This is a genomic window from Xanthobacter pseudotagetidis, assembly GCF_043194795.2.
Classification (GTDB): domain Bacteria; phylum Pseudomonadota; class Alphaproteobacteria; order Rhizobiales; family Xanthobacteraceae; genus Xanthobacter; species Xanthobacter tagetidis_A.
Genome location: NZ_CM195534.1, coordinates 743646 through 761790, shown reverse-complemented (window position 1 = coordinate 761790; position 18145 = coordinate 743646). Strand labels below are relative to the sequence as shown.

Genomic DNA, 18145 nt, shown 5'->3' with positions numbered 1-18145 from the left:
CGGCCGGGATGACGCTCGAGGCCGACGGCCTCGCCGCCGCCTACGGCAAGGCGCAGGTACTGTTCGGGGTCTCGCTGGCGCTGGCGCCGGGCGAGGTGCTGGCCCTGGTGGGCCGCAACGGGGCGGGCAAGTCCACCACGCTCAAGGCCATCATGGGCCTCGTCCCGGCGAGCGGGACGGTGCGCCTCGGCGGCCGCGACGTCTCCCGCCTTCCCGCCTTCGAGCGCGCCCGGCTCGGCCTCGGCTACGTGCCCGAGGACCGCCGCGTCTTCACCGACCTCACGGTGCTGGAGAACCTGGAGACCGGCCGCCGGCCGCCGCGCCCGGGCCTGGCGCCCTTCACCGAGGCGCGGCTGTTCGCCATGTTCCCCAACCTCGCCGAGATGCGCCACCGGCGCGGCGGCGCCATGAGCGGCGGCGAGCAGCAGATGCTCACCCTCGCCCGCACGCTCATGGGCAATCCGGCGGTGCTGCTGCTGGACGAGCCGTCCGAAGGCCTCGCCCCGCGCATCGTCGCCGAGATGGCGAAGGCGGTGGCGGCGCTGAAGGCCGAGGGCCTGTCGATCCTGGTCAGCGAGCAGAACCTCGCCTTCACCCGCGCCATCGCCGACCGGGCGCTCTGGATCGAGCGCGGCGCGGTGCGCGCCGCGGGGACGGTGGCCGCGATCGAGGCGCTTCTGGCCGCCGAGGCCCTCGGCACCGGCGCTCAGTAGCCGCGCCCCGCCTCCACCTGGAACAAGGGGGCCTCGCCGCGCCTCAGGCGGCGGATGTTCTCGGCGATCTGCGCCGCGGCGCTGGCGGGGATCGCCACCGAGGCGAGGTGCGGGGTGATGAGCACGTTCTCCATCTCCCAGAGCGGGCTCTCCCGCGGCAGCGGCTCCGCCTCGAACACGTCGAGCGTGGCGCTCTCCAGGTGCCCCGAGCGCAGCGCCGCGATCAGGGCCTCCTCGTCCACCACCGGCCCACGCGCCACGTTCACCAGCTTCGCGCCCTTCGGCAGCAGCGCCAGACGCCGGGCGTCGAGCACGTGCCGCGTCTCCGGCGTGAGCGGCAGCATGACCACCAGGATCTCCACGTCGGCCAGGAAGCCGTCCAGCGCCCCGAGCCCGTGCAGCGCCTCGATGCCGGTGAGGGCCTTGGGCGAGCGCGACCAGCCCTTCACCCGGAAGCCCTGTCCGGCCACCTCGCGCGCCGCCCGCGCGCCCAATTCGCCGAGGCCGAGGATGCCGACCGTGATCTCGCCCGCCGTGCGCGGATTGACCCAGTGCCAGCGCCGCTCCCGGCGCGCTTGCTCCAGCTGCGGCAGGTCGCGGGCGTGGCGCAGCACCGCCATCAGCACGAAGGACGCCATCATGCGCGCCATCTCGGGATCGCAGATGCGGGTCACGGGCACGCCCGGCAGGTCGGCCCGCCCCACCAGCGCGTCGACGCCGGCGCCGAGATTGGTGACCAGAGCGAGGTTCGCGAGCGGCGCGAAGAAGCCTGTCGGCGGCTGCCACACCAGCGCGTAGCGCACCGCCGCCGGATCGAAGGCCTGCGTCGAGACGGCGATGTCGAGGTCGGGCAGCTCGCGCTTCAGCGCGCCGGCCCAGGCGGCGGCATCGTCGTAGTCGCTGTGGAAGAGCAGGGTCTCGGGCATCTTGGCATCCGGAACGCGGCAGCGCGCCCGGCGAGGGTTAGCCGACCGCGCGGCCATGCGAAAGCCTCAGGCCGCGCCCGCCGCGGGTACCGCCTTCAGGCGCACGACCAGACGCGCCCCGCCGCCTTGCCGATCCTAGATCGCGACGGTGCCGCCATGGCCTTCGACAATTTGCCGCACGATGGTGAGGCCGAGGCCCGCGCCGCCGCTCTCGCGGTTGCGCGAGGGCTCGACCCGATAGAACGGCTCGAACACCGCCGACCGCTCGGCCGCCGGGATGCCCGGCCCGCGGTCCTCCACCACCAGCAGCGCCTCGCCGTCCTCGGCGGCGAGGCGCACCTCGGCGGCGCCGGCATAGGCGATGGCATTGCCCACGAGGTTGGCGACGACGCGGGCGAGCGCCGCCGGGGAGCCGCGCACCTCCAGCGGCGCATCGGCGCCCGCGAGCGTCACCGCCGCCCCCTGGGCGCGGCGGGCCTCGCATTCCGCGCGGGCGACGCGGGCGAGGTCCACCCGCTCGTCGGAGGCCGAGGAGAAGGAGGCGCGGGCGAAGGCAAGCGCGTCCTCGACCAAAGCGCGCATGCCGTCCAGGTCGTCCCGCGCCTTCTCCACCTGCGGCCCTTCCGGCAGCAGCTCCAGCCGCAGGCGCAGGCGGGTGAGATAGGTGCGCAGATCGTGGCTGATGGCGCCGAGGACCAGCGTGCGCGTGCGCACCAGATCGGCGATGCGGGCCTGCATCGCGTTCACGGCGCCGATCACCGCCCGCACGTCCGGCGCGCCGCGCTCGCGCACGGTCTGGGGCTCCAGCGCGGCGCCGAAGCGGCCCACCGCGTCGGCGAGGTCCGAGAGAGGCCGCGTCTCGCGCCGCACCGCGATCAAGGCGGCGATGGCGACCAGGAAGCCCAGGATGCCGGCCAGCAGCCCCACCGGAAGCCCCATGAGGCGCACCGTGAGGTCACCGCCCGCCGTCACCTCCAGGTAGCGGCCGTCGGCAAGCTGTATCACGGCGAGAAGCCGCGCGCCCACCAGATCCCGCAGCCGGTGCACCGGCTGGCTCCCGCGCCGCTCGCCGGCGATGAGGGTGAGCGCGACGGCCCGGTCCGGCCCCAGCCCGGCCAGCGCCCGCACCCTGCGCACCGCGGGACGCAGCATCGCCGGCGTCCTGAAGCCGGGCGGGGCGTCGACGAGCCGGGGCAGGAACCCCGGATTGGCGCTCGCCGCCAGGGCCAAGGCGCGCTCCTGCGGCCCGACGCGCTCCATCAGCTTGGCCAGCGCCGCGATCTGGCCGAGCAGCGGCGTGAACGGGGGGTTGGACGCCGCCTGCCGGCGCTCGGCCACGTAGGCGGCCACCATCAGCAGCTGCACGGCGACCAGCGCCGCCATGACGATCAGCGCGATGCGCGCGGCGATGCCGAACCGGGGCATGGGCGGTCAAAGGGTGCGGACATCGGCGGCGAGCAGATAGCCGCCGTTGCGCACGGTCTTGATCAGCTGGGCCGCCTGCGGATCCACCGAGGCGAGCTTGCGCCGGAGGCGGCTGACCGAGACGTCGATGGTGCGGTCGAAAGGGTCGGCGGTGCGGCCGCGCGTCCAGTCGAGCAGCTGGTCGCGGCTGAGCACACGCTTCGGCCGCTCGACGAAGCAGGCGAGCAGTTCGAACTCGGCCGACGTGAGCTCCAGCGGCGCGCCCGCCGGCGTCGAGAGGCTGCGGGCGTCGAGGTCGGCGACGAAGTCGGCGAAGGCGAGCCGGCGCGCCGGCGCCGCCGCCGCGGCGCCGTCCGCGCGCCGCAGGACGGCGCGGATGCGCGCCAGCAGCTCGCGCGGATTGAACGGCTTAGGAAGATAGTCGTCGGCGCCCATCTCCAGGCCCAGGATGCGGTCGATCTCCTCGCCGCGGGCGGTGAGCATGAGGATCGGCACCGCGCTCCTGGAGCGCAGGCGCCGGCAGATGGACAGGCCGTCCTCGCCGGGCAGCATCAGGTCGAGCACCACGAGATCCGGGCGCGCGGCGGCGATGATCCGGTCCATGGCCGCCCCGTCTTCGGCCGCGAGCACCTCATAGCCCTCGCGGGCCAGGAAGTCGGACAGAAGCGCGCGGATCTCGCGGTCGTCCTCGACGATGAGAAGGGTGCGTTGCGCCATGGCCGGACGTTACGGCGCGGCGCGCGCGATCGGCAACGGCGCGGCGGCGCGCCGTTACAAAACGTTACCCCAGGGGGCCCGGCTGCAATGCCTGTGCAAAGCCCCGGGCCGAGGATCGCCCATCGGATACGCGCAGGGCGGCCACTGCCGGCCCCGCGTCATCCTGGAGGCCCAACCCATGAAGTTCCCGATCGCCTCTCTCGCCCTCGCCGGGCTGGTCAGCGTCGCCGCCGCGACGGAAGCCGCCGCCTGGACGCGCTCCACCACCGTGACCACCGCGCGCGGCACCTATTCCGGGAGCGCGTCCGCCGGCTGCGCGGGCGGCGTGTGCAGCCGTTCGGCAACGGTCACGGGACCTTACGGAAATTCCGTTTCCCGCTCGGGCAGCGTGGCGCGGACCGGCTATCCCTCCTATATGTACTCGCGCACGACCACGGGGCCCTACGGCCGGTCCGTGACGCGATCCGGCTCGGTGGTGGTTTACCGGTAACGGGCCGCCACCCTGCGGGCGTCGGGTCGTGGCGACGCCGCCCCATTGCCATGGCCCGGCGTCCGCGCCTCACGAAAAGACGGAGATCCCATGACCCTGAAGCAGATTCTTCCCCTCGCCGCGGCGCTCGCGCTCCTCGCCTCTCCGGCCATGGCGCAGAACGAGGCGCTCCGGACCGCGTGCGGCAACGATGTGAAGACCCTGTGCGCCGGCGTTCAGCCCGGCGGCGGCCGGATCGCCAAGTGCCTGACCGACCAGATGAGCAAGGTCTCGGCCCAGTGCAAGGCCGCGATGGCCGCCGCCACGCCGGCCGCCGCGCCCAAGAACTGATGGCCGCAACCGACGGCTGCAATTGACGGCCGCGCGGCGGCCTGCCGCTGCCGCTACCGGCGCGCCCGCCCCTTGCCGGCCGCCCGGGCCTTGCCCCGGGCGGCCGGCGGCGCAGCTGTCCCGCGCGCCTCTCCCGCCGGGGATCGGGCCCGAGGCGGCCCGCTGCGCAAATTGTTTCAATTGCCCGGATCGCAATCTAGACTCCCCGGCAGGCAGGCCTCCGCGGGGCGTTCGGTCATGTGGCTCGACGAACACCGACCCTTGAGCCTCGGCCCGGCTCCGGCGGGCGGGGGGGTGAGCGACGACGCCTTTCGCGACTTCGGCATCGCCACCGCCCGCGTCGGCGAAGAGCGCGCGCCGGTGCGCACGCAGGTGCGCGCGCGCCTGCCGTTCGGCGTGCTGCGCAGCTTCTCCCGGGCGCCGAGCCCGCGCCGGAGGGCGCTCGTGGTGGCGCCGCTGGCGGGCGGCTTCCCCTTCCTCATGCGCGACCTCGTGGTGGGGCTGCTGTCGCGATTCGAGGAGGTGGCCATCACCGACTGGCCCAATGCCCGCCACGTCCCGCTGGCCGCAGGCCGCTTCGGCTTCGCCGAGAACTGCATGGAAACCGCGCAGATGGCCCGCGCCCTGGGCGACGGGCTGGCGGACGGCGCGGGCGCGGTCCACCTCGTCGGCGTGTGCCAGGGGGTGGTGCCGGCCCTGGTGGCCGCGCTGCTGCTCTCGGACGACGGCGCCGGGCCGGCCAGCCTGACGCTCATGGGCGGGCCGGTGGACCCCGCGCGCAATCCCACCCGCCTCTGGCGCGTGCTCCAGGAGCGCTCGCTCGATGCCCTGGAGAGCCAGGTGATCGAGACCGTGCGGACCGGCTTTCCCGGCGCCGGCCGGCGTGTCTTCCCCGCCTGGCGGCAGATGGACACGTTCGGCATCTATCTCTGGCGGCAGGCGATCTCGGGCGGGGAGATGCCGTTCAAGCTCACCTTCGACGAGGGCGACGACCCGCTGCGCTTCCCGCTGTCGCGCCTGTGCTGGAGCATGATGGACGTCACCGCCGAATTCTTCATGGAGAACGTCGCCACCGTGTTCCGCGAGAACGCGCTCGCCCGCGGCACGCTCGCGATCGCCGGCCGGCCGGCGCGGCCGCAGGCGCTCACGCGCACGGCGCTGCTCACGGTGGAGGCCGAGGACGACGACATCTCCGCCCCCTGCCAGACCGCGGCGGCGCACGATCTGTGCAGCGGCGTCCCGGCGGGCCTGCGCCGCCGGCTCACCGTGCCGAAGGCCGGCCATTTCTCGCTGTTCTACGGCCACGCCATGCGCCGCGAGGTGATCCCCGCCATCGCCGCTCTCGCGGACCTCGCCGAAGGGCAAGGCGCGGACGGCGCCCCGGGCGATGCCGTGGGCTCCGGCTGAGGCCCTCGGCTCAGGCGCCCCGTGGCGCGGGCAGGATCTCGGCCACCCTTTCGGCCGGCCGGCCGAGCCGGACGCCCCTGGCGGTGAAGACGAACGGGCGCTCGATCAGCGCCGGATGCGCGGCCAGGGCGTCGAGCAGCGCCGCGTCCGGCAGGGCCGGATCGTCGAGGCCGAGTTCCTTGTAGAGATCGCCTTTTGCGCGCACCGCCGCGCGCACCGGAAGACCGGCTGCGGCGATGGCGGCGGCGATCTCGGCGCGGGTCGGCGGGGTCTTGAGATAGGCGACGATCCTGGGCTCGACCCCGGCCGCGCGGATCATCGCCAGCACGGCGCGCGAGGTGCCGCAGGCGGGGTTGTGCCAGATGGTCGCGGCGGTCGTCTTCGGCATGGCATCGCGCCTCCGCTGGGGGGAAGGCGGCGCGCCGTCAGCCGCGCCGTGCCGCAAGCCTGGCGGGGATCGGCAGGCCGATCAAGCGGGCGCGGCGCCGTCCGCGCCGCGACGCTCCCGGATGCGACGCTCCGAGATGCGACATTCCGGGGTGCGACACTGGCGCCGGGCGCGGCGGCGCCCAAGTGCTTGATCAATGCAGCCGCATCGGCGAACGTGCATCCAAGGGTGTTTTCGGCTTCCGGACGCCTCATCGTTTTCCGCTCCATTGAAGAGAGAGCGGATCACCGCATCGTTGGATTTCCCCATGCAGGCTGCCGCTCGCGCCGTACTTCGTGTTCCCGTCATCGGCTGGTTCCTCAAGGACGCCATCTACGGATTGCCGGACGCGAAATACTATTTCATCGCCAACCTCGGCTTTCTCTTCGCCGCGCTCACCTACAAGTTCGGCTATGCGTTCCTGATCGTCTATGCGCTGACCGCGACCGCGCTCGCCATGACCGCGCTCATCGTCCTCACCGCCTCGGACCTGATCGCCAATATGTCGAAGAAGAGGTGACGGCGGACCGCCGCCTCACCCGAACCGGGCGCGGACCCGGGCCGAGATCCACTCGCTCGCCACCACGGTGGCGAGGATCACCAGGAGGATCAGCGTCACCTGCGGCCAGGCGAGCGTGTTGAGCGAGCTCTGCAGGTTGAGGCCGATGCCGCCGGCGCCCACCAGGCCGAGCACGGTGGATTCGCGGATGTTGAAGTCCCAGCGGAACGTCACCATGCCGGCGAAGGCGGGCAGGACCTGCGGCACGATGCCGTAAGCGAGGATCTGCGGGCCGGACGCCCCGGTGGCGCGGATCGCCTCCACCTGGGCCGCGTCGATCTCCTCGATCGCCTCGTAGAGCAGCTTGCCGATGAAGCCGATGGACCGGAGCGCGATGGCGCAGATGCCCGCCAGCACGCCCGGCCCCAGGATCGCCACCAGCAGCAGCGCCCAGATCAGCGAGTTGATGGAGCGCGAGGCGACGATCACGAACAGCGCCGCCGGGCGCACCAGCGCCGCGCTCGGCGTGGTGTTGCGCGCCGCGAGGAACGCCACCGGCACCGCCAGCGCCACCGACGCCAGCGTGCCGAGCGTGGCGATGTTGAGCGTGTCCCACATGGGCTTGAGAAGCTTCGGGAAATAGCTCCAGCGCGGCGGGAACATGCGGCCGCCGATATCCGCCGCCTGCGCCGGGGCGTCGAGCACGAAGCTCCAGATGGTGTCGCGGGTCATCACCTGCCAGCAGAACACCGTCAGCGCCACCAGCGCGAGCCAGCCGAACCAGGCGAGGAGCGTGCCCGCCCTTGTCCGGCGCGCCCAGGCCCTGCGGCCGTCGGAGAGCGCGGCGACCGGCATCACTGCACCCGCGCCCGGACGAGGCCGGAGACGTATTCGCTCGCCATGACGATGGCGATGACGAGGATCAGCACCGCGGCGGCGCTGTCGAACTCGTAGCGGTCGATGGCGGTGTTCAGCGTCGCGCCGATGCCGCCGGCGCCGACGATGCCCACCACGGCGGATTCGCGGAAGTTGATGTCGAGCCTATAGAGCGAGAGCCCCAGCAGCCGCGGCGCCACCTGCGGCAGCACGCCGAAGGCGACCAGCGAGACCCACGGCGCCCCGGTGGCGCGCACCGCCTCGATGGGGGCCGGGTCGGCGTCCTCGATGTCCTCGGCGAGCAGCTTGGCGAGGAAGCCGATGGTGGCGAAGGTGAGCGTCAGGAAGCCCGCGAACGGGCCGAAGCCCACCAGCGCCACCAGCAGGATCGCCACCACGATCTCGTGCAGCGCCCGCGACAGGGCGCAGACGGCGCGGCAGACCAGGTAGACCGGCAGCGGCACCAGGTTGCGCGCCGCGCCGATGCCGATGGGCACCGAGACGGCGATGCCGGCCACCGTCGCCGTCACCGTCATGGTGAGGCTCTCCACCATGCCGGCGGCGATGTCGTCCCAGCGGCGGGAGAAGTCGGGCGCGGCGAAGCCCGACAGGAAGCGCAGGCCGCGCGCCCAGCCTTCCGACAGGCGCGCCCAGTTCACCTCGATGGAGCCCAGCGCCAGCGCCAGATAGGCCGCGGCGGCGATCATGAGGCCGTAGCGCAGGGCCGGGTTGGCGATGAGATGGGGCGGCCGCCAGCGGCGCGGTGCGGCGGTGGTCACAGCGCCCGCGCCTCCCGCGCGGCGGCGCGCGGCGGCGCCTCGGCAGCCGGCGTGGCCGCCTCGTCGGCGCCGTCCGCCTCGCGGATGGTGCGCGACCAGTCCTCCTCGCCATAGATGGCGGTCAGCGCCGCGGCGTCGAGCGCGTCCGGCGCGCCGTCGAAGACGATGCGCCCGGCCTTCAGCCCGATGATGCGCTCCACGAACATCTGCGCCAGCGCCACGTCGTGGATGTTGACGATCGCCGCCAGCCGGCGCTCGGCGCACACCTCGACGATGAGGCGCATGATCTGGCGCGAGGTCTTGGGATCGAGGCTGGCGGTGGGCTCGTCCACCAGCAGGAGGTCCGGCTCCTGCACCAGGGCGCGGGCGATGCCGACGCGCTGGCGCTGGCCGCCGGAGAGCTCGTCGGCGCGCTTGTCCACGTGGTCGATCAGGCCGACGCGCTCCAGCACCGAAAACGCGCGGTCCACGTCGGCCTGGGGGAAGCGGCGCAGGAAGGCGCGCCAGAAGCCCACATAGCCGAGCCGCCCGGAGAGCACGTTCTCCATCACGGTCAGCCGCTCCACCAAGGCGTATTCCTGGAAGATCATGCCCATGCGCCGGCGCGCCCTGCGCAGGCCCGCGCGGGACAGGGCGGTGACGTCCATCTCGCCCAGCCGCACCGTGCCGGAGGTCGGCTCCACCAGGCGGTTGACGCAGCGGATCAGGGTCGACTTGCCGGCGCCCGAGGGGCCGATGAGGCCCACCACCTGCCCGGCGGGCACCTCCAGCGAGACGTCGGTGAGCGCCGCGTCGCCCTTGGCATAGCGCTTGGTGAGGCGGGAGAGGGTCAGCATAAGCGGGCCGCCCTTCCAAGTCCCGCGCCCGCCGCACGCGCGGCGAAGATCCCTCCCCGCTTGCGGGGGAGGGCAGCGAGGGGAGTGCAGGGGCGATCGGGACCAGGCGGCGGACACCGGCCCGCAGAGGAAGCGGCGCGGACACCCCCCACCCCGGCCCTCCCCCGCAAGGGGGGAGGGGGCGCGCCGTTCCGGACATCATCGCGCGAATGATCGGCGGCGGCGCACCTCGCGCGCCGCGAACAAGCCGCCACGCCCCGGCTTGTCCGGGGCATCCATCGCGCGGCGTCAAACGCGAGCCGCCGCATCGCCCCGTCGCGCGGCACCGTGGATCCCCCGGTCAAGCCGGGGGATGACGGCGGAGCAAAGCCGGGCGGGCGACGCGAATGAACCACTCGTGTCACTTGCGCGTGCGTCACTTGCACTCGTACTTCACGCCCATGGCGTCGTCGATCTGCCGCACCACCGCCCAGGTGTCCTTGAAGGTGATGGGGATGAACTTCTCCTGCGGCGGCTCGGCGGACTTGAATTCCTTCTGCAGCGCGGTGCCCTCCCAGTCGAAGGAGAAGAACGCCTGCTTCACCTTCTCGGCGAGCTCGGGCTTCAGGTTGTAGACATAGCCGTAGCCGGTGGTGGGGAAGGTCTGCGACTTGTAGATCGTCACCACCTGCTCGGGCTTGATGACGCCGCGGGCGATCATGCGCTTCATCACCGAGTTGGCGATGGCGGCGGCGGGATAGTCCTTGTTGGCGACGCCGATGATGGAATTGTCGTGCTTGCCGGAGAACACCGGCTCGAAATCCTTGCCGGCCTCCATGCCGAACTGCGACTTCAGCAGCGCGGACGGCGCCTTGAAGCCGGAATTGGAGGTCTCGGAGGTGAAGGCAAGCTTCTTGCCCTTGATGTCCTCGACCTTGGCGATGCCGGAGCCCGGATAGGTGATGATCTCCATCTCGTAGCCGTAGGCGCCGTCATTGGCGGCCATCATGGCGAACGGCACGAAGCCGGCGCACGCCACGGCGATCGGGTTCGAGCCGGTGTTGAAGCCGGCCACGTGCAGGCGGCCGGCGCGCATGGCCTCGAGCTGGGCGGCGTTGGACTGCACGGGGAAGAACTGCACCTTCTTGCCGGTGGCCTTGGCCAGATGGTCAGTGAACTCGGCCCACACCTTGGCGTAGACCGCGGGGTCCTCCACCGGCGTGTAGGAGAAGATCAGCACCTCGGGATCGATCTGCTTGGCGGCGTCCGCCGGCGCGTCCGCCACCATGTCGCCGTTGGCGTCGGTGAAGCGGGGATCGAGCTTGAAGTCGGCGAGCGCGGCGCCGGGCAGCAGCAGCGCGGCAGCGGCAAGGGCAGCGGCGGCGGTGGCGCGCGCAAAGGCGGCGAAGGACATGGAACCCTCCAGCGATGGGATCGGTGGAGGGGATGTACGAACTTACTGTGACGCTACGAATACACCCGCCCGGGCGCGATTTCCCGGCTCACGGGGCGCCCAGCCCGCGCGCCGCGAAGGCGGCGAGGCTCTGCGCGAAGCGCTCCGGCGTGATGCCGCGCCGGCGGTACTTGGAGCGCTTCACGTACCAGTCCTGGACCATGGGCTTGATCAAGGCGGCGGCCATGGCGACGTCGTCCACGCGGAACAGGCCCGCCGCGCGGCCCTCCTCGATCACGGCGGAGAACAGCGCCTCGGTGCGCGCCTCGCTCGCCACGGCGCGGGCGCGCGCCGCGGCCGGGAAGGCCTTGGCCTCCATGTAGACGAAGGTGAACCAGTCCAGCATCGCCTCGGTGAGCGCCACATGGGCGCCGATCAGCCAGGCGAGGCGCGCGCGGGCGTCGGGAAGGCCTTCGGGCGGATGGCCGAGCACCTCCTCCACCACCTCCGCCACGGTGTCGAGGATCATCGAGAGCAGCGTCTCCTTGGAGGAGAAATAGGCGTAGAGCGCGCCCATGCTCAGGCCCGTGCCCTCCGAGAGGTCGCGCAGGCTCATGGAATGGAAGCCGCGCGCGGTGGCGAGCGTCAGCGTCACCTGGGCGATGTGGGCGAGGCGCGGCACCGCCACCGCCGGCTTCTTGATGCGGATGGCGGCGCGGTGGCGCGCCAGCATGCGACCCGCCAGCGCCTCGGGCGAGAGGTCGATGCCGGGCGGCAGGCCGAAATGCTGCGGCGGGGGGGCGCCCGTCGCCGTGCCGCCCGCGCCGGGCCCGCCGGCCCCGGTGTGCCGCGCCGCGTGAACGCCGGTCCGCTTCGCCACGTCCTTCTCCCCTCCCCGCTGCACCCGCCCGAAGACCGGCCGAAGACCGGCCGAAGACTTGCCTTGGCAAATCGCCTGCGTCTATAAAGCGAGCGCTCGCTCGATAAATCAAGACCGGACGGCGGCGGGCACGGCGGCGCGGCTTCGGGAGGGACGGTCATGGGCGGTCAGGCTTCGGATTTCACCGTGTCGCTCGGCGGCCGGGTGGCGCTCGTCACCGGCGGCTCGCAGGGGCTCGGCGCCCATTTCGCCCGCGTCCTCGCGGCCAGCGGCGCCAAGGTCGCGGTGTGCGCCCGCAGCCTCGACGGGTGCGAAAGGGTGGCAAGCGAGATCGCCGCCGCCGGCGGCACCGCCCGCGCCTTCGCCCTGGACGTGACCGATCCCCGCTCGGTGGAGGCGGCGGTCGCCGGCGCCGTGGACGCCTTCGGCGGGCTCCACATCCTGGTCAACAATGCCGGCATCGCCACCACCAAGGCCTTGCTCGACGTGTCCGAGCACGACTGGGACCGGGTGGTGGACACCAACCTCAAGGGCGCCTTCCTCGCCGCCCAGGCGGCGGCGAAGGCGATGATCGCCGCCGGCACCGGCGGCACCATCGTCAACATCGCCTCCATCGTCGGCCTGCGCGTCGCCGGTCAGGTGGCGGCCTATGCCGCCTCGAAGGCGGGGCTGATCCAGCTCACCCGCGCCATGGCGCTCGAATGGGCGCGCCATTCCATCCGCGTGAACGCGCTGTGCCCCGGCTACGTGGAGACCGACTTCAACCGCGACTTCTTCGCCACCGAGGCCGGCAAGGCGCTGGTGCGCCGCATCCCCACCCGCCGCCTCGGCACGCTCGACGACCTCACCGGGCCGCTGCTGTTCCTCGCCTCCGGCGCATCCCGCTACATGACGGGCGCCGAGCTGGCGGTGGACGGCGGCCACCTCGTCTCCTCCCTCTGAAGGCCCGCCGCCATGGACTTCACCATCTCCCCCGCCCTCGACGACCTGCGCGCGCGCATCGCCGCCTTCGTCGCCGCCGAGATCATGCCGCTGGAGGCGGACCCCGCGTCCTACGACGCCCACGAGAACATCCGCGCCGACCTGCTGGCGGGCCTGCGCGCCAAGGCGAAGGCCGCCGGCCTGTGGTGCCTCCAGCTCAAGCCGGAGAATGGCGGCCTCGGCGTCGGCCGCATGGGCATGGCGGTGTGCTACGGCGAGATGAACCGCTCCATCTTCGGGCCCGTCGTGTTCAATTCCGCCGCTCCCGACGACGGCAACATGATGGTGCTGGAGGCCTGCGGCACGGCCGACCAGAAGGCGCGCTGGCTGGCGCCCATCGTCGAGGGCAAGGTGCGCTCCGCCTTCGCCATGACCGAGCCGCATCCCGGCGGCGGCTCCGACCCCGGCATGATCCGCACCCGCGCCGAGAGGCAGGCGGACGGCTCCTACCGCATCCATGGCCGCAAGTGGTTCATCACCGGGGCGGAGGAGGCGGCGCACTTCATCGTCGTCGCCCGCACCTCGGACGACGAGCGCACCGGGCTCACTGCCTTCCTGTTCCACCGCGACCAGCCCGGCTGGCGCATCGTCCGGCGCATCCCGATCATGGGGCCGGAGGAGCATGGCGGGCATTGCGAGCTGGAGTTCGAGGGCCTGCACATCCCTGCCGAGGACGTGCTTCTCGGCGAGGGCAAGGGCCTCAGGATGACCCAGGTCCGTCTCGGCCCGGCGCGCCTCACCCACTGCATGCGCTGGCTCGGCCTCGCCGAGCGCTGCGTCGACATCGCCCGCGACTACGCGGCGGTGCGCGAGGGCTTCGGCGTGAAGCTCGCCGAGCGCGAGAGCGTGCAATTGATGCTGGGCCGGACCGCCATGGCGATCGAGATCGGCCGCCTGCTCACCATGAAGGCGGCGTTCGAGCTGGACCAGGGCCGGCTCGCCCGCAAGGAAATCTCCATGGCCAAGATCCAGGCCGCCAACACGCTGCACCAGGCCGCCGACATGGCGATCCAGATCAACGGCGCGCGCGGCTATTCCAAGGACACCGTGCTGGAATGGATCTACCGCTACGCCCGCCAGGCCCGCCTCGTGGACGGGGCGGACGAGGTGCACCAGATGGTGCTCTCGCGCTTCCTCGACAAGGAAGGCGACGGCTTCTGGCGCTGGCCGGTGGCCGCGTCATGAGCGGCGCGGACGCGGGCGGCGGCGCCCCCGAGTTCGACCCCGCCGCGCTCGATGCCTTCCTCAAGGACCGCCTCGACGGCACCTCAGGCCCCATGGCGCTGAGCCGGATCGCCGGCGGCCAGTCGAACCCCACCTTCTTCGTCACCTATCCCGGCCGCCGGCTGGTGCTGCGCAAGCAGCCTCCGGGCGAGCTCCTGCCCTCCGCCCATGCGGTGGACCGGGAGTACCGCGTCATCAGCGCGCTTTCGGGCGTCGGCGTGCCGGTGCCCCCGGCGGCCCTGTTCTGCGCCGACCGCGCCGTGGTGGGCACGCCCTTCTACGTGATGGAGCGGGTGGACGGCCGGGTGTTCCACGACTGCACCCTGCCGGGGGTCACGCCCGATCAGCGCGGCGCCATGTACCGCGAGATGGCGAAGGTGCTGGCCGCGCTCCACAATGTCGACTTCGCCGCCATCGGCCTCGCCGACTACGGCCGGCCCGGCAACTATTTCGCCCGCCAGATCGCGCGCTGGACGCGCCAGTGGGCGCTGTCGCGCACCCGCGACGACGCGGAGCTCGACCGCGTCGCCGCCTGGCTCGCGGCCAACGTGCCGCCGGACGAGACCACCCGCATCGTCCACGGCGACTTCCGCATCGGCAACCTCATGTTCCACCCCACCGAGCCGCGGGTGGTGGCGCTGCTCGACTGGGAATTGTCCACCCTCGGCCATCCGCTGGCGGACGTCGCCCACTCCGCCATGGCCTGGGTGTCGGCGCCGCAGGAGTATGGCGGCATCAGGGGGCTCGACCTTCCCGCCCTCGGCATCCCGGACCTCGAAACCTATGTCGCGGCCTATTCCGCTTCGGCCCGACATGGGGCAATGATGACGAACTTTCATATGGCCTTCGCATTGTTCCGCTGGTCTGTCATTTTCGAGGGGATCGCGGCCCGGGCGAAGGCGGGGAACGCGGCGTCGGCCGACGCCGCGAAGACGGGGCTGCTGTCGGCCGCTTTCGCCCGCAGGGCGGCCGAGCTCATTTGGCCTTGAGGGCATCAGGGAGGGGATCTTGCGAAAGAAGGTCTATGCGGACGCGGCGAGCGCGCTCGACGGCGTGCTGGCGGACGGCATGACGATCATGGCCGGCGGCTTCGGCCTTTGCGGCATTCCGGAAAATCTCATCGCGGGCATCCGCGACAAGGGCGTCAAGAACCTCACCGTCGTTTCCAACAATTGCGGCGTGGACGACTTCGGCCTCGGCATCCTGCTCGCCAACGGGCAGATCCGGAAGATGATCTCGTCCTACGTGGGCGAGAACAAGCTGTTCGAGAAGCTCTACCTCGCGGGGGACCTGGAGCTGGAGTTCAATCCCCAGGGCACGCTGGCCGAGCGCATCCGCGCGGGCGGGGCGGGCATCGCCGGCTTCTACACCAAGACCGGCTACGGCACCGTGATCGCCGAGGGCAAGCCCACCCGCGAGTTCAACGGCCACCACTACGTGATGGAGACCGGGCTCACCGCCGACCTCTCCATCATCAAGGCGTGGAAGGCGGACAAGGAAGGCAACCTCATCTATCGCAAGACCGCGCGGAACTTCAATCCGATGATGGCGACCGCCGGCAAGATCACCATCGTCGAGGTGGAGGAGCTGGTGGAGATCGGCGAGCTCGATCCGGAGAACATCCACACCCCCGGCATCTATATCGACCGCATCATCGTCGAGAAGGGCGCCGAGAAGCGCATCGAGAAGGTGACCACCCGCAAGCGCGAAGAGGTGAAGTGATGGCCTGGACCCGTGAGGAGATGGCGGCGCGCGCCGCCCAGCAGATCCGCGACGGCTTCTACGTCAATCTCGGCATCGGCATCCCGACCCTGGTCGCCAACGCGCTGCCGCCGGGCATGACGGTCTCGTTCCAGAGCGAGAACGGCATGCTGGGCATCGGCCCCTTCCCCTATGAGGGCGAGGAGGACCCGGACCTCATCAATGCCGGCAAGCAGACCGTGACCGAGGTGCCGGACACCTCCTATTTCTCCTCGTCCGATTCGTTCGCGATGATCCGCGGCGGCCACATGGACCTGTCCATCCTCGGCTCCATGCAGGTGTCCGAGCACGGCGACATCGCCAACTGGATGGTGCCGGGCAAGATGGTGAAGGGGATGGGCGGCGCCATGGACCTGGTCGCCGGCGCCAAGGAGGTCATCGTGCTCATGGAGCACGTGGAGAAGTCCGGCGCCCCCAAGCTGGTGACGCGCTGCACCCTGCCGCTCACCGGCACCCACGTCACCGACTTCGTCATCACCGACCTCGCGGTGTTCGAGTTCACCAAGCGCGGCGGCACGCTGGTGCTGAAGGAGCTGGCGCCGGGCGTGAGCCTCGACGAGGTCAAGGCCAAGACCGAGGCGCACTTCGACGTCGGCCTCGCCAACTGAGGCAGGACGCGGGGCACCTGGGGTGCTTCGCGCATCGAACGGGCGACGCGCCGCCGGCCCGCGGCGCGTCGTTCTCGTTTCGCCGACCGCCCGGACCAACACGGGCGGCGGCACCCGGGAGACGACGCAAGGGAGACGATCATGGCCGACCCCGCCACGGGGCCGCTCGCCGGCTTGAAGGTGCTCGAGTTCTCCGCCATCGGCCCGGTGCCGCTGGCGGCCATGCTGCTGGCGGACATGGGCGCCGACGTGGTGTGCGTGACGCGGCCCGGCACCACGCCGAAGGACCCGCGCGACATCGTCTCCCGCGGCCGCCGCTGGGTGGAGCTCGATCTCAAGGACGCGGCCGGGAAAGCGGCGGCGAAGCGCCTCGCGCTCTCCGCCGAGGTGCTGCTTGAGGGGTTCCGGCCCGGCGTCATGGAGCGGCTCGGCCTCGGGCCGCAGGACCTCGCCGCGAACGCCGCGCTGGTCTATGGCCGCATGACCGGGTGGGGCCAGGACGGCCCGCTTGCCTCTACCGCGGGGCACGACATCAACTACATCGCCATCACCGGCGCGCTCGACGCCATCCGCGGCCGCGACGGCGCGCCGACGCCGCCCTTGAACCTCGTCGGCGACTATGCGGGCGGGACCATGTTCCTGGTCTCGGGCGTGCTCGCGGCCGTGCTCGCCGCGCGCGCAAGCGGCCAAGGGCAGGTGGTGGACACCGCCATGTGCGACGGCGTCGTCGCGCTGCTGTCGCTGTTCCATGCCCGCGCGGCGCTGGGCGAGATCGGCCCGCCGCGCACCAACATGCTCGACGGCGGCGCCCATTACTACAACACCTACCGCTGCGCGGACGGGCGCTATCTGAGCGTCGGGCCGATCGAGCCGCAATTCTACGCCGAGCTGCGGCGCATCGCCGGGCTCGACGATCCGGCCTTCGACCGCCAGAACGACCGCGCGCTCTGGCCGGACCTCGCGGCCCGCATGGCGGAGGTGTTCGCCCGCCGCACCCAGGCCGAATGGGTGGCGGCCTTCGAGGGCTCGGACGCCTGCGTCGCGCCGGTGGTGGGGCTGATGGAGGCGCCCGAGCATCCGCACCTTGCCGCGCGCGGCGCCTTCCTCACCCGCGACGGCGTGGTGCAGGCCGCCCCCGCGCCGCGCTTCTCGCGCACGCCCTCGCAGGTCTCCGACCGCCCCATGGGCCTCGCCGCCACCGCCGACGCGGTGCTGGCCGGCTGGGGCGCCGCAGCCGGGGCGCCGCGCGCCTGAGGGTACCGCCGCACGGACATTCCGCCATCCCCGAGACGCCCACGCGCCGGCGCGCCGCCCGGCGCGGCGCGGTCGCGCCTGCGCGCGCCCTGGCCTCCCGCCGTTGCGCGCCCTGCTTCGGCCGCGCCGCCGGCAGCTCTGACGACGCCCGCATTGAGATATCTCAAATTGGCTTGGGGCCTATTGACACGCCCTCGGATCGGCCTCTTAATCTGCGAATTAACTGATCAATAAGTGAGTGGGCGATGCAGAGCGTCGACCTCGGCCAGCTCGACCTCGGCCAGGTGATCTATCCGGTGCGCGAGATGGAGCCCTGCGTCGCCTTCTACCGCGACGTGGTGGGCCTGCAGCTCAAGTTCCGCGACGGCGACCGCTGGGCCGCCTTCCGCGCCGGCGCGGCCACCTTCGCGCTGGCGCCCGGCGCCGGAGCCGCGGGCGCGGGCGCCACCGCCGCGTTCCGCGTCGCCGACCTCGCCGCCTTCGCCGCGGCGCTGGCCGCGCGCAGCCCGTCGCCGGTGCCCGCCATCGCCCGCGGCGCCCACGAGCTCACGCTGACGCTCGCCGACCCGAGCGGCAACGCCGTCATTCTCTACCAGCCGCTGGCGAAGCCGGCCGGCTGACCACGACCCCCGACCTTCCG

Annotated in this window: 21 protein-coding genes; 12 read left to right on the top strand and 9 right to left on the bottom strand. The window is 72.2% G+C overall.

What is annotated here, in order from left to right:
- Positions 1-8 precede the first annotated feature (8 nt).
- Entirely contained in the window at positions 9-713 is a 705-nt protein-coding gene (locus V5F67_RS03480; protein ID WP_394021207.1) for an ABC transporter ATP-binding protein, read from the top strand.
- Here V5F67_RS03480 and V5F67_RS03475 read toward each other — a convergent pair.
- From V5F67_RS03475 to V5F67_RS03465, 3 genes are all read right to left on the bottom strand, one after another.
- Positions 707-1639, bottom strand: a complete 933-nt coding sequence (locus V5F67_RS03475; RefSeq protein ID WP_394021179.1) for a 2-hydroxyacid dehydrogenase — start codon at positions 1637-1639, stop codon at positions 707-709. The genes V5F67_RS03480 and V5F67_RS03475 overlap by 7 nt on opposite strands.
- Positions 1640-1774: 135 nt before the next feature.
- Complete coding sequence (locus V5F67_RS03470) at positions 1775-3064, bottom strand: sensor histidine kinase (RefSeq protein ID WP_394021178.1); 1290 nt, start codon at positions 3062-3064, stop codon at positions 1775-1777.
- Between the two features lie 6 nt (positions 3065-3070).
- A complete protein-coding gene (locus V5F67_RS03465) occupies positions 3071-3781 on the bottom strand; it encodes a response regulator (protein WP_394021177.1) in 711 nt (236 codons plus the stop codon).
- 178 nt (positions 3782-3959) lie between these two features.
- On the opposite strand from V5F67_RS03465, the gene V5F67_RS03460 reads away from it, so the two are divergent.
- The 3 genes from V5F67_RS03460 (at position 3960) to V5F67_RS03450 (ending at position 6008) form a co-directional block, all read left to right on the top strand.
- Positions 3960-4271, top strand: coding sequence for a hypothetical protein (locus V5F67_RS03460; protein ID WP_394021176.1), 312 nt, complete (start codon positions 3960-3962; stop codon positions 4269-4271).
- A 90-nt stretch (positions 4272-4361) separates the two neighbouring features.
- The gene (locus tag V5F67_RS03455; protein WP_394021175.1) at positions 4362-4601 is read left to right on the top strand and encodes a cysteine rich repeat-containing protein; all 240 of its coding nucleotides are present in this window, start codon (positions 4362-4364) and stop codon (positions 4599-4601) included.
- A gap of 237 nt (positions 4602-4838) precedes the next feature.
- A complete protein-coding gene (locus tag V5F67_RS03450; protein WP_394021174.1) occupies positions 4839-6008 on the top strand; it encodes a hypothetical protein in 1170 nt (389 codons plus the stop codon).
- A 10-nt stretch (positions 6009-6018) separates the two neighbouring features.
- On the opposite strand, the gene arsC is transcribed toward V5F67_RS03450, so the two are convergent.
- Positions 6019-6396 carry an arsenate reductase (glutaredoxin) gene (arsC, locus tag V5F67_RS03445; RefSeq protein WP_394021173.1) on the bottom strand — a complete coding sequence of 126 codons (378 nt, stop codon included), beginning with the start codon at positions 6394-6396 and terminating at the stop codon, positions 6019-6021.
- A 307-nt stretch (positions 6397-6703) separates the two neighbouring features.
- On the opposite strand from arsC, the gene V5F67_RS03440 reads away from it, so the two are divergent.
- Complete coding sequence (locus V5F67_RS03440) at positions 6704-6955, top strand: hypothetical protein (protein ID WP_394021172.1); 252 nt, start codon at positions 6704-6706, stop codon at positions 6953-6955.
- A 15-nt stretch (positions 6956-6970) separates the two neighbouring features.
- Here the strand turns inward: V5F67_RS03440 and phnE (V5F67_RS03435) are convergent, their stop codons facing one another.
- The 5 genes from phnE (V5F67_RS03435) to V5F67_RS03415 all read right to left on the bottom strand — a co-directional run bounded on the left by phnE (V5F67_RS03435) (position 6971) and on the right by V5F67_RS03415 (position 11677).
- Positions 6971-7789 (bottom strand): phosphonate ABC transporter, permease protein PhnE, encoded by an 819-nt coding sequence (phnE, locus tag V5F67_RS03435; protein WP_394021171.1) that lies wholly within the window; start codon positions 7787-7789, stop codon positions 6971-6973.
- Positions 7789-8589, bottom strand: a complete 801-nt coding sequence (gene phnE, locus V5F67_RS03430) for a phosphonate ABC transporter, permease protein PhnE (protein WP_394021170.1) — start codon at positions 8587-8589, stop codon at positions 7789-7791. The genes phnE (V5F67_RS03435) and phnE (V5F67_RS03430) overlap by 1 nt, the downstream gene beginning before the upstream one ends.
- Positions 8586-9425 carry a phosphonate ABC transporter ATP-binding protein gene (phnC, locus tag V5F67_RS03425; RefSeq protein ID WP_394021169.1) on the bottom strand — a complete coding sequence of 280 codons (840 nt, stop codon included), beginning with the start codon at positions 9423-9425 and terminating at the stop codon, positions 8586-8588. The genes phnE (V5F67_RS03430) and phnC overlap by 4 nt, the downstream gene beginning before the upstream one ends.
- Before the next feature lie 415 nt (positions 9426-9840).
- Positions 9841-10818 (bottom strand): phosphate/phosphite/phosphonate ABC transporter substrate-binding protein, encoded by a 978-nt coding sequence (gene phnD, locus V5F67_RS03420; protein ID WP_394021168.1) that lies wholly within the window; start codon positions 10816-10818, stop codon positions 9841-9843.
- Positions 10819-10906: 88 nt separating this feature from the next.
- Complete coding sequence (locus V5F67_RS03415; RefSeq protein WP_394021167.1) at positions 10907-11677, bottom strand: TetR/AcrR family transcriptional regulator; 771 nt, start codon at positions 11675-11677, stop codon at positions 10907-10909.
- A gap of 159 nt (positions 11678-11836) precedes the next feature.
- Here V5F67_RS03415 and V5F67_RS03410 point away from each other — a divergent pair, with 159 nt between their 5' ends.
- From V5F67_RS03410 to V5F67_RS03380, 7 genes are all read left to right on the top strand, one after another.
- Entirely contained in the window at positions 11837-12619 is a 783-nt protein-coding gene (locus V5F67_RS03410; protein ID WP_394021166.1) for an SDR family NAD(P)-dependent oxidoreductase, read from the top strand.
- A gap of 12 nt (positions 12620-12631) precedes the next feature.
- Positions 12632-13843, top strand: a complete 1212-nt coding sequence (locus tag V5F67_RS03405; RefSeq protein ID WP_394021165.1) for an acyl-CoA dehydrogenase family protein — start codon at positions 12632-12634, stop codon at positions 13841-13843.
- The gene (locus V5F67_RS03400; protein ID WP_394021164.1) at positions 13840-14871 is read left to right on the top strand and encodes a phosphotransferase family protein; all 1032 of its coding nucleotides are present in this window, start codon (positions 13840-13842) and stop codon (positions 14869-14871) included. Before V5F67_RS03405 ends, V5F67_RS03400 begins: the two co-directional genes overlap by 4 nt.
- 79 nt (positions 14872-14950) lie before the next feature.
- On the top strand, positions 14951-15604 hold the full coding sequence (locus tag V5F67_RS03395) for a CoA transferase subunit A (protein WP_394021206.1): 654 nt from the start codon (positions 14951-14953) through the stop codon (positions 15602-15604).
- Positions 15604-16251 carry a CoA transferase subunit B gene (locus V5F67_RS03390; RefSeq protein WP_394021163.1) on the top strand — a complete coding sequence of 216 codons (648 nt, stop codon included), beginning with the start codon at positions 15604-15606 and terminating at the stop codon, positions 16249-16251. The genes V5F67_RS03395 and V5F67_RS03390 overlap by 1 nt, the downstream gene beginning before the upstream one ends.
- Positions 16252-16392: 141 nt before the next feature.
- Positions 16393-17505: a CaiB/BaiF CoA transferase family protein gene (locus tag V5F67_RS03385; RefSeq protein WP_394021162.1), complete on the top strand. Its 1113-nt coding sequence runs from the start codon at positions 16393-16395 to the stop codon at positions 17503-17505.
- Between the two features lie 245 nt (positions 17506-17750).
- Entirely contained in the window at positions 17751-18125 is a 375-nt protein-coding gene (locus tag V5F67_RS03380; RefSeq protein ID WP_394021161.1) for a VOC family protein, read from the top strand.
- Positions 18126-18145: the final 20 nt, after the last annotated feature.

Bases quoted from the DNA above. Each gene is read 5' to 3' on its own strand.
- phnD (WP_394021168.1), bottom strand. From the start codon at position 10,818: ATGTCCTTCGCCGCCTTTGCGCGCGCCACCGCCGCCGCTGCCCTTGCC.
- V5F67_RS03380 (WP_394021161.1), top strand. From the start codon at position 17,751: ATGCAGAGCGTCGACCTCGGCCAGCTCGACCTCGGCCAGGTGATCTAT.
- V5F67_RS03405 (WP_394021165.1), top strand. From the start codon at position 12,632: ATGGACTTCACCATCTCCCCCGCCCTCGACGACCTGCGCGCGCGCATC.
- V5F67_RS03390 (WP_394021163.1), top strand. From the start codon at position 15,604: ATGGCCTGGACCCGTGAGGAGATGGCGGCGCGCGCCGCCCAGCAGATC.
- phnC (WP_394021169.1), bottom strand. From the start codon at position 9,425: ATGCTGACCCTCTCCCGCCTCACCAAGCGCTATGCCAAGGGCGACGCG.
- V5F67_RS03395 (WP_394021206.1), top strand. From the start codon at position 14,951: ATGACGATCATGGCCGGCGGCTTCGGCCTTTGCGGCATTCCGGAAAAT.
- V5F67_RS03455 (WP_394021175.1), top strand. From the start codon at position 4,362: ATGACCCTGAAGCAGATTCTTCCCCTCGCCGCGGCGCTCGCGCTCCTC.
- V5F67_RS03450 (WP_394021174.1), top strand. From the start codon at position 4,839: ATGTGGCTCGACGAACACCGACCCTTGAGCCTCGGCCCGGCTCCGGCG.
- V5F67_RS03460 (WP_394021176.1), top strand. From the start codon at position 3,960: ATGAAGTTCCCGATCGCCTCTCTCGCCCTCGCCGGGCTGGTCAGCGTC.
- V5F67_RS03400 (WP_394021164.1), top strand. From the start codon at position 13,840: ATGAGCGGCGCGGACGCGGGCGGCGGCGCCCCCGAGTTCGACCCCGCC.
- V5F67_RS03465 (WP_394021177.1), bottom strand. From the start codon at position 3,781: ATGGCGCAACGCACCCTTCTCATCGTCGAGGACGACCGCGAGATCCGC.
- V5F67_RS03475 (WP_394021179.1), bottom strand. From the start codon at position 1,639: ATGCCCGAGACCCTGCTCTTCCACAGCGACTACGACGATGCCGCCGCC.
- V5F67_RS03410 (WP_394021166.1), top strand. From the start codon at position 11,837: ATGGGCGGTCAGGCTTCGGATTTCACCGTGTCGCTCGGCGGCCGGGTG.
- arsC (WP_394021173.1), bottom strand. From the start codon at position 6,396: ATGCCGAAGACGACCGCCGCGACCATCTGGCACAACCCCGCCTGCGGC.
- V5F67_RS03480 (WP_394021207.1), top strand. From the start codon at position 9: ATGACGCTCGAGGCCGACGGCCTCGCCGCCGCCTACGGCAAGGCGCAG.
- phnE (WP_394021171.1), bottom strand. From the start codon at position 7,789: ATGCCGGTCGCCGCGCTCTCCGACGGCCGCAGGGCCTGGGCGCGCCGG.
- V5F67_RS03385 (WP_394021162.1), top strand. From the start codon at position 16,393: ATGGCCGACCCCGCCACGGGGCCGCTCGCCGGCTTGAAGGTGCTCGAG.
- V5F67_RS03470 (WP_394021178.1), bottom strand. From the start codon at position 3,064: ATGCCCCGGTTCGGCATCGCCGCGCGCATCGCGCTGATCGTCATGGCG.
- V5F67_RS03440 (WP_394021172.1), top strand. From the start codon at position 6,704: ATGCAGGCTGCCGCTCGCGCCGTACTTCGTGTTCCCGTCATCGGCTGG.